This window comes from Paracoccus sp. (in: a-proteobacteria) (assembly GCF_030538495.1).
Taxonomy (GTDB): Bacteria; Pseudomonadota; Alphaproteobacteria; order Rhodobacterales; family Rhodobacteraceae; genus Paracoccus.
Window position 1 is genome coordinate 18,928 of record NZ_JAUNTW010000017.1, and the last position, 7,290, is coordinate 26,217.

A 7,290-nucleotide genomic window follows, 5' to 3' on the forward strand; every position below is an offset into this window, starting at 1 on the left:
AAGGCCGAACCTGCCAAACAACCGGCCCCGCGCCGCCGCGCCAAACCGGCGCAGCCCGCCGCGACGGCGGAAAAGCCCGCCCAACAGATCAAAACCGACGCGCTGACCGCCGCGACGCAGGCGCTGACACAGGCCCCGCCCGCCATGATGGCGGATGCCGCCGACGTCGTGCCGTCCCATGCGCGCAAAATGGTTGAGAATATCGAACGGATCGAGACGCTGGGGCAACGGCTGGTCAACGCCTTGGCCGAAAAATCCATGCCGACCCCCGCCGTCGAAGGCCCCGGCCCGGATCTGTATATGGCGGCCGCCAATGCGTTCATGAAAACCATGACCGGCCAGCCCGCGAAAATGATTGAAAATCAGGTCAGTTATTGGTCGGAAACGCTGAAAAACTATGCCGATGCGCAGGCGGCTTTGGCGCGCGGCCAATTCACCGCCCCCGAAGATGACGGCGGCACGGATAAGCGGTTCTCGAACCCGCTGTGGCAGACGCATCCCTATTTCAACCTGATTAAGAAACAATATCTGACCAATGCCCGCGCCCTGAAAGAAGCGGCCGAGGGGTTGGAGCTGGACGACGCAATCGCCCGCCGCCGCATCAATTGGATGACGAACCAGATCATCGACATGATGGCGCCGACCAATTTTCTGGCCACCAATCCCGATGCCTTGGAGCGCGCGATTGAAACCGAAGGCGAAAGTCTCGTGCGCGGTCTGGAAAATCTGGTGCGCGACGTCGAACAGGCCGGGGGCGAGATGGTGGTGTCTCTGGCCGATCGTGACGCCTTTACCGTGGGCGAAAATATCGGCGTCAGCGAGGGCAGCGTCGTTCACCGCGCGCCTCTGTTTGAACTGATCCAGTATAAACCCCTGACGGATCAGGTTCACGCCTTGCCCATCGTGATTTTTCCGCCGTGGATCAACAAATTCTATATTCTGGACCTCAAGCCGCAAAACAGCCTGATTAAATGGCTGGTGGAACAGGGGCATACCGTATTCATCGCCAGTTGGAAAAACCCCGATGCCAGCATGGGTGATATGGGGATGGATGATTACATCAGCGCCTATCTGGATGCGATGGATCAGGTTCTTACCCTGACCGGGCAGAAGAAACTGAACGCGGTCGGGTATTGCATCGGCGGCACCACGCTGACGCTGACATTGGCGCTGATGGCGCAGCGCGGCGATGACCGGGTGAATTGCGCGACGTTTTTCACCACGCTGACCGATTTTTCGGATCAGGGCGAATTCGTGCCGTTCCTGCAAGGCGACGTGATCGGAGGCATCGCCGAAGATGTCCGCCGCCACGGCCTGATGCGCGCGCATCTGATGACGCGCACCATGTCGTTTTTGCGCGCCAATGATCTGGTCTGGGGTCCGGCGATCCGCAGCTATATGCTGGGCGAAACGCCGCCCGCCTTTGACCTGCTGTATTGGAACGGCGACAGCACCAATCTGCCGGGGCGCATGGCCGTCGAATATCTGCGCGGCTTGTGTCAGGATAACGCACTGGTCGGGCAGGGGTTTGACGTCATGGGCCACACCCTGCGCATCAGCGATGTGACGCTGCCGGTCTGTTCGGTCGCCTGCGAAACCGACCATATCGCGCCGTGGAAAAGCTGCTGGATCGGGTTTTCGCAACTGGGGTCCACGGATAAAACCTTTATCCTGTCGGAATCCGGCCATATCGCCGGGATCGTCAATCCGCCGTCGAAAAAGAAATACGGCCATTACGAAGGCGGCGACGGATTCGATAACGGCTGGCAGGCATGGCGCGAATCTGCGACCTTCCATGACGGCAGTTGGTGGCCGCTGTGGGGGGAATGGCTGGCCGGTCGGGCGGGCAAAATGGTGGCCGCGCGCGATCCCGGTGCGGGGCTGGAACCCGCGCCCGGTTCCTATGTCCACGAACGGGCAAGCTGATTTCGATTATCTTTGGCCGCAGGATCAGCATCTTGCGGCCAATGTCAGAACAATATGACAATTTTGCTGCAATGCAGAAAAAAAACCTTGAAATGCTGCGGTGCAGCATCCATATTGCCGTTATCGAAATGACAGCGGCCCAAGGTCAAACCCCGATGCCGCACCATATAACGGAGCAAGCAAATGGCTAAGACCCCCGACTTCACCAAAACCGTTCAAGACATGATGCAAAACTTCCCGATCGACACCTCGTCGATGCACGAAGCCCTGAAATCGCAAGGCCTGCTGGCCGAGCGTCTGGCCAAAGTCGCCCTGTCGGCGGCTGAGCGTTCGACCGAAATCTCGGCTCAGTGGGCGAAAGACACCATCGCACGCATGGGCGAAGTGACCGCCGTCAAAGAAGAGCCGTCGGAATACGCCAAAGCGATGACCGACTTTGCTTCGGCTTCGGCTGAACTGGCTGCTGAACACATGGCCGCCTATGCAGAAGTCGCGAAAAAAGTCCAAATGGACACCGTTGACCTGATGCTGACCGCTGGCAAAGACATGGCTTCGGACGCACAAAAAGCGGCTGAAAAAGCCGTTCGCGAAACCCAGGCTGCTGCGAAAAAAGCAACCTCGGCTGCGTCTTCGGCTGCGTCGAAGTAATCGCATCTGATTGCGACATCGAAAGGGTCGGCCCCGCGCCGGCCCTTTTTTCATGCGCGCTTCCTTGCCTTTTGCCGCGCGCCGACCCAAGATAGCGCAAACGCAGATCAAAGGGGGCGTCATGGCCGCGACACAATCACCGCTGCTGATTAAGCGCTATGCCAGCCGCCGGTTGTATAACACCGAAACCAGCGATTACGTCACGCTGGACGACATCGCGACCTTCATCCGCGCCGGGCGCGAGGTAAAGATCGTTGATCTGAAATCGGGCGACGATCTGACCCGTCAATATCTGCTGCAAATCATCGCGGAACATGAAAGCCGCGGCGAAAATGTGTTGCCGGTGGATGTGCTGACCGATCTGGTGCGCAGCTATACCACCAGTGCGCAATCGGTCGTGCCGCAATTTCTGGCCGCCAGTTTCGAAATGCTGCGCGAAGGGCAGTCGAAGATCATGGAGAACATGATGGGACCGATGGCCCATATGCCCGGTTTCGAGGCGATGCAGCGCCAGCAACAGATGTTCATGAAGGCAATGACCGGCGGCTGGCGCATGGGCAGTTCCGGCCCCGAACCCGACGACGCCCCGGAAACCGGCACCGGCGACGATGAAAAAGACATGGCCGAAATCCGCCGCCAGCTGGCCGAATTACAGAAGCGTATTTCCCAGCTGTGACTTGCAACCCCCGGCAGGACCGTTTAAACGCTGCCGAACGGACGGTTGGCCGAGTGGTCGAAGGCGCACGCCTGGAAAGTGTGTAGGCGGGGAACCGTCTCGAGGGTTCGAATCCCTCACCGTCCGCCACCTTCTTTGCAAACTACTGAAAAGATGCGATTATTTCCGTGAACGGAAAAATTCTCCCCACAATTCTCCCCACGGCGCGACAGGGCTTGAACGGGAACATGCGGGACGGGCACGGATAGAAATAGACATAAGTTAGTTTTATTGTGGCGCGGCGGGCCTAACGGGATGAATCGGCGGGCCTAACGGGATGCGGGCCAGACGGGATGGCGGGCGATTTCGCGGCTGGACGCATAGGGGCTGAACAACTCGGGATTGCATCGCCCCCGCACTCAATGGCGGAGGCTTTTCGTTGTTCTGACAGAAAAAGGGCGGGCCGTTTGGCCCGCCCCTGTCATTTTCGGCGCAGCAGGATCACAAGGATTGCGATTTGCGTGGCCAGTGTGGCGATTTGCATCGCCAGATACAGTCCTGACATGGGTTTCCTTTTCCGTTGATGGGGTGCGGCCTTGATTTGGCCGCACCATCTGTCTATTTTGGAGGGGTCGGGAAGGGCTTTTCGGCCCTCCCCTTCTTTTCATTTACTCCGGCTGGCGGTGATCAGTGTGGCAATTGCCACCGCCAGTTGGAGCGCCTGAAAAGTCCAATCAATGTAATCACACATCTCTTGGTCCTCCGGTCGCGGTCATCTTGCCCTGACCGTTTGGGCCGGTCGGCCTTATTGCCTTCCTTGATTTTTATACCTGCGCTTCGCAGGTATTGCAAGGTAAAATATCTGAAATACATGGATTTTTTACTTTCAATGCGTGCCTTTCGCGTTGCAAAATCTGCGCTTTGCAGGCATCTTGTATTCACCACACTCGTCCGCAGAAAGGCATTGAAATGCCCCCAATCACAGACCCACGGCCCTTTGCCGCTGTGCTGGCCGACTGGCTGGCGCGTCACAATCTGACGTTCTATGCTGCCGCTCCGATTTTAGGCGCGGTGGAAACGACGGTCAGCCGCTGGCATAAAGGCCACAATTGCCGCCACGAAAAGGCATATCGTGCGTTGATGACGCTGGTCGATGAAGGGCGGGTGTGAGGGATACGGCCATCCTCAAAACAAGGCGATTTTTCTGGCGCGGCGCGCTTAATTGTTCTATTTTTGTTCCAATCAATCAGAATAGGAATGCCCGCCTTGAATCCGCCCCTTACCCCCGTTCCGCCCTGCCTTCCGGTCGCCCCGTGGCTGGGCGGCAAACGCAATCTGGCCCGCCGCATCTGCGCCATCATCGACGGCACGCCCTGCGCGACCTACGCCGAACCCTTTGTCGGTATGGGCGGCATTTTCCTGCGGCGTTCCGCACGGCCACGGGCCGAGGTGATCAATGATTACAGCCGCGATATTGCGACGTTATTCCGCATTCTACAGCGGCATTATGTGCAGTTCCTGGACGTCCTGAAATTCGGCCTGACCACTCGGGCAGAATTTGAACGGCTGGTCGCGGTGGATCCCGCCACCCTGACCGATCTGGAACGCGCCGCGCGGTTTCTGTATCTGCAACGGACGGCGTTCGGCGGCAAGGTGTCTGGGCGGAATTTCGGGGTCTCGCGCGCCCGCCCGGCGCGGTTTAACCTGACCACGCTGGAACCGATGCTTGAGGACGTCCACAGCCGCCTGTCCGGCGTCGTCATCGAATGTCTGGACTGGGCGGATTTCATCCCGCGTTACGACGGCGCAGGGACGCTGTTTTACCTCGACCCGCCCTATTGGGGCTGCGAAAATGATTACGGGCGCGCCATGTTCGATCGGTCAGATTTTCAGCGCATGGCGAATGTGCTGGCTGGGATCGACGGGAAATTTTTATTGTCGATCAATGACGTGCCAGAGGTGCGGGACATTTTCGGGCGTTTCCAACTGACGCCGGTTACCACCACCTACAGCGTCAACAACCGCAGCCCCGGCGGTGGCACTGGTCGGGCGGAATTGCTGGTCAGCAATTTCGCTGTCGGCTGATAACCAAAGGGGCGGTTAATCCGCCCCTTTGGTGCATTAACGCCTTGTCAGGCTTGTATAATACCATCCAACGCGTCCGCGGCTGGCCGTAAATCGTCCGCGGTGACGTGGACATAAACGGATTCCGTTATTTTGGTGTTGCTGTGGCCCAGCATCCGACTGGCGATTATCAGCGGCACGGATTTGACCATAAACGAGGCGGCCGTGTGTCGCAGGACGTGCGGCGTGACCTCGGGGCCAAGTCCCGCGCGCGCGACGGCACGCTTGAAATGATACTGGACGGCTGGGCCGCGCAGACCGATGACAAGATCGCCCTGTGTCGCGGCTCTGTGGTCTGCCAAAACAGCGATGATTTTCGCGGATATGGGGACAACCGCGCGCCCCTTGCGCTGTGCGGCGCGGGGGTGCGGCGCACGAAAATCAATGATCCCCCTGTCAAGGTCCACCCGATCCCATGTCAGATCACACAGCGCACCGCGCCTCGCGGCTGTGGCTAACCCCAGCTGGATATACAGCCGCAGGCGCGGATCAGCGGCTGACTGGATTAACCGCTGGGTTTCATCGGGGGTCAGAAATCGCTGCCGCGCTGTGCCGCGCGGCGGCAGGACGATATAGCGCGGTGCGGGTATTTCGCCACGTCGATTCGCCATCCTAAGCGCACTCATGACGGCCGTTAAATCGCGGCGGGCCGTCTGTAGCCCTGCGCCCTCGGCCTGTCGGCGTGAAACGAACTGATCTATGACGGCTTGCGTCACGTCTCGGGCCAAAACGTCGCCCAGAATGCGCCGTGCGGCGCGTGTTATGTATTTAATATTTCCCGGCTCGGCGACGGTCAGACGCCGCGCCGCTTCATAGGCGTCCAGCGCCTGATTGACAGTTAAGGTCATTTTACACAATTTCACCCCCGTCGCGCACAGGCGTGACGGGGGCTTAAAAGGGTTAGTTTTCCGGCTGGTCGTATGCGACATGGCCAACGAATTCGCAGTTTTCAATCACCGCGTCGATCGTGTCCTTGTCCTGTCCGTCATGGACAACTGTCACCGCCTCACTGCCGTCAATATCGACGCGATAGACGGCATAACCGCTGTCACCATCAAGCCGGCTGACCTCTTGATAGGAGCGGCCATGCGCCCCCACGATGGTTTCGTCCATCATTTTTACGGCTTCGACGATGCTGCCGCCTTCCCAGCCCGCCATGTCGCGGGTGTCGGCGAAAATGTAGCCCGAATAGATGTCGATGATGATGTATTCCATTGTGGCCTCCTGCCATCTCAGCGCGGAACTATTCCCGTCGCCATGCCCTACAAGTAGGGCATGATGAGCGCCAATGCAAGGCATAAATCGCTTGCGTCAGATTTTTTTTGCCCTAGATATAGGGCATGGAAAAAATAGACATTCTGGCCGTCGCAGGCGTGGCAATACATGGTGTCCAATGGCAGCGCGCGTTAGCCGCCGACCTTGGCGTGAATGAACGCACCCTGCGCCGGTGGGTTGCACGGGATGTGGACGTGCCAGCAGGTGTTTGGCGCGAAATTATTGCGTTGTTGGAAAAACAGCGTGAAAAAATCACCGATGCCGCCGCGCTGATTGAACGCGCGGGGCTGGCGGATCACTAGCCCCGCACTCTCACCCCGACGATCAGCACCACCAGCAGCGCCAGCACGGCCCACGGTGACGCGGTAACGGCGATGACGACGCCCAGCGTGAATCCACACCAATCCAGTGCGCAGTCCCACGGGTCTGCGTCATACCACCACCACTGCGCGGCCTCCCACGCGGTATAGGCCGCGATTGCAGCCCACCACGGCAGCAGGATCGCCCCACCCGTGCCGAGCATCGCGTGGGCCAGCAGAACGGACGCCCAATAATGCGGGTCGGCGTGGCTGGTGGGGGTGGACAGCATTGATTTGACAAAATCACGCATTCATTTCGATCCCGTATTTTCCAGCCAGATATTCGCGCACACCCTCAGCCGC

9 protein-coding genes and 1 tRNA gene are annotated in these 7,290 nt (G+C 58.9%); 7 read left to right on the plus strand and 3 right to left on the minus strand.

Annotation, left to right across the window (positions count from 1 at the left end; all coding sequences use genetic code 11):
* The first annotated feature begins 147 nt into the window (after positions 1–147).
* The 6 genes from phaC (at position 148) to Q4G20_RS12975 (ending at position 5,314) form a co-directional block, all read left to right on the plus strand.
* Positions 148–1,926, plus strand: coding sequence for a class I poly(R)-hydroxyalkanoic acid synthase (phaC, locus tag Q4G20_RS12950; protein ID WP_303343882.1), 1,779 nt, complete (start codon positions 148–150; stop codon positions 1,924–1,926).
* Between the two features lie 183 nt (positions 1,927–2,109).
* Positions 2,110–2,574 (plus strand): Phasin, encoded by a 465-nt coding sequence (locus Q4G20_RS12955; protein WP_303343873.1) that lies wholly within the window; start codon positions 2,110–2,112, stop codon positions 2,572–2,574.
* 121 nt (positions 2,575–2,695) lie between these two features.
* Complete coding sequence (gene phaR / locus Q4G20_RS12960; protein ID WP_303343874.1) at positions 2,696–3,250, plus strand: polyhydroxyalkanoate synthesis repressor PhaR; 555 nt, start codon at positions 2,696–2,698, stop codon at positions 3,248–3,250.
* A gap of 39 nt (positions 3,251–3,289) precedes the next feature.
* Positions 3,290–3,379, plus strand: a tRNA-Ser gene (locus Q4G20_RS12965).
* 819 nt (positions 3,380–4,198) lie between these two features.
* Entirely contained in the window at positions 4,199–4,399 is a 201-nt protein-coding gene (locus Q4G20_RS12970; protein WP_303343875.1) for a hypothetical protein, read from the plus strand.
* Positions 4,400–4,495: 96 nt separating this feature from the next.
* Positions 4,496–5,314 (plus strand): DNA adenine methylase, encoded by an 819-nt coding sequence (locus Q4G20_RS12975; protein WP_303343876.1) that lies wholly within the window; start codon positions 4,496–4,498, stop codon positions 5,312–5,314.
* 47 nt (positions 5,315–5,361) lie between these two features.
* Here Q4G20_RS12975 and Q4G20_RS12980 read toward each other — a convergent pair whose 3' ends face one another.
* The gene (locus tag Q4G20_RS12980) at positions 5,362–6,201 is read right to left on the minus strand and encodes a site-specific integrase (RefSeq protein ID WP_303343877.1); all 840 of its coding nucleotides are present in this window, start codon (positions 6,199–6,201) and stop codon (positions 5,362–5,364) included.
* Between the two features lie 52 nt (positions 6,202–6,253).
* Positions 6,254–6,568: a hypothetical protein gene (locus Q4G20_RS12985; protein ID WP_303343878.1), complete on the minus strand. Its 315-nt coding sequence runs from the start codon at positions 6,566–6,568 to the stop codon at positions 6,254–6,256.
* 125 nt (positions 6,569–6,693) lie between these two features.
* Here Q4G20_RS12985 and Q4G20_RS12990 point away from each other — a divergent pair, with 125 nt between their 5' ends.
* Positions 6,694–6,930, plus strand: coding sequence for a hypothetical protein (locus Q4G20_RS12990; RefSeq protein WP_303343879.1), 237 nt, complete (start codon positions 6,694–6,696; stop codon positions 6,928–6,930).
* Here Q4G20_RS12990 and Q4G20_RS12995 read toward each other — a convergent pair.
* Positions 6,927–7,238: a hypothetical protein gene (locus Q4G20_RS12995; RefSeq protein ID WP_303343880.1), complete on the minus strand. Its 312-nt coding sequence runs from the start codon at positions 7,236–7,238 to the stop codon at positions 6,927–6,929. The genes Q4G20_RS12990 and Q4G20_RS12995 overlap by 4 nt on opposite strands.
* Between the last annotated feature and the right edge of the window lie 52 nt (positions 7,239–7,290).

Excerpts from the sequence above, each read along its gene's own strand:
- phaC (WP_303343882.1), top strand. The coding sequence starts at position 148 with ATGGCGGATGCCGCCGACGTCGTGCCGTCCCATGCGCGCAAAATGGTT.
- Q4G20_RS12955 (WP_303343873.1), top strand. The coding sequence starts at position 2,110 with ATGGCTAAGACCCCCGACTTCACCAAAACCGTTCAAGACATGATGCAA.
- phaR (WP_303343874.1), top strand. The coding sequence starts at position 2,696 with ATGGCCGCGACACAATCACCGCTGCTGATTAAGCGCTATGCCAGCCGC.
- Q4G20_RS12970 (WP_303343875.1), top strand. The coding sequence starts at position 4,199 with ATGCCCCCAATCACAGACCCACGGCCCTTTGCCGCTGTGCTGGCCGAC.
- Q4G20_RS12980 (WP_303343877.1), bottom strand. The coding sequence starts at position 6,201 with ATGACCTTAACTGTCAATCAGGCGCTGGACGCCTATGAAGCGGCGCGG.
- Q4G20_RS12985 (WP_303343878.1), bottom strand. The coding sequence starts at position 6,568 with ATGGAATACATCATCATCGACATCTATTCGGGCTACATTTTCGCCGAC.
- Q4G20_RS12990 (WP_303343879.1), top strand. The coding sequence starts at position 6,694 with ATGGAAAAAATAGACATTCTGGCCGTCGCAGGCGTGGCAATACATGGT.
- Q4G20_RS12995 (WP_303343880.1), bottom strand. The coding sequence starts at position 7,238 with ATGCGTGATTTTGTCAAATCAATGCTGTCCACCCCCACCAGCCACGCC.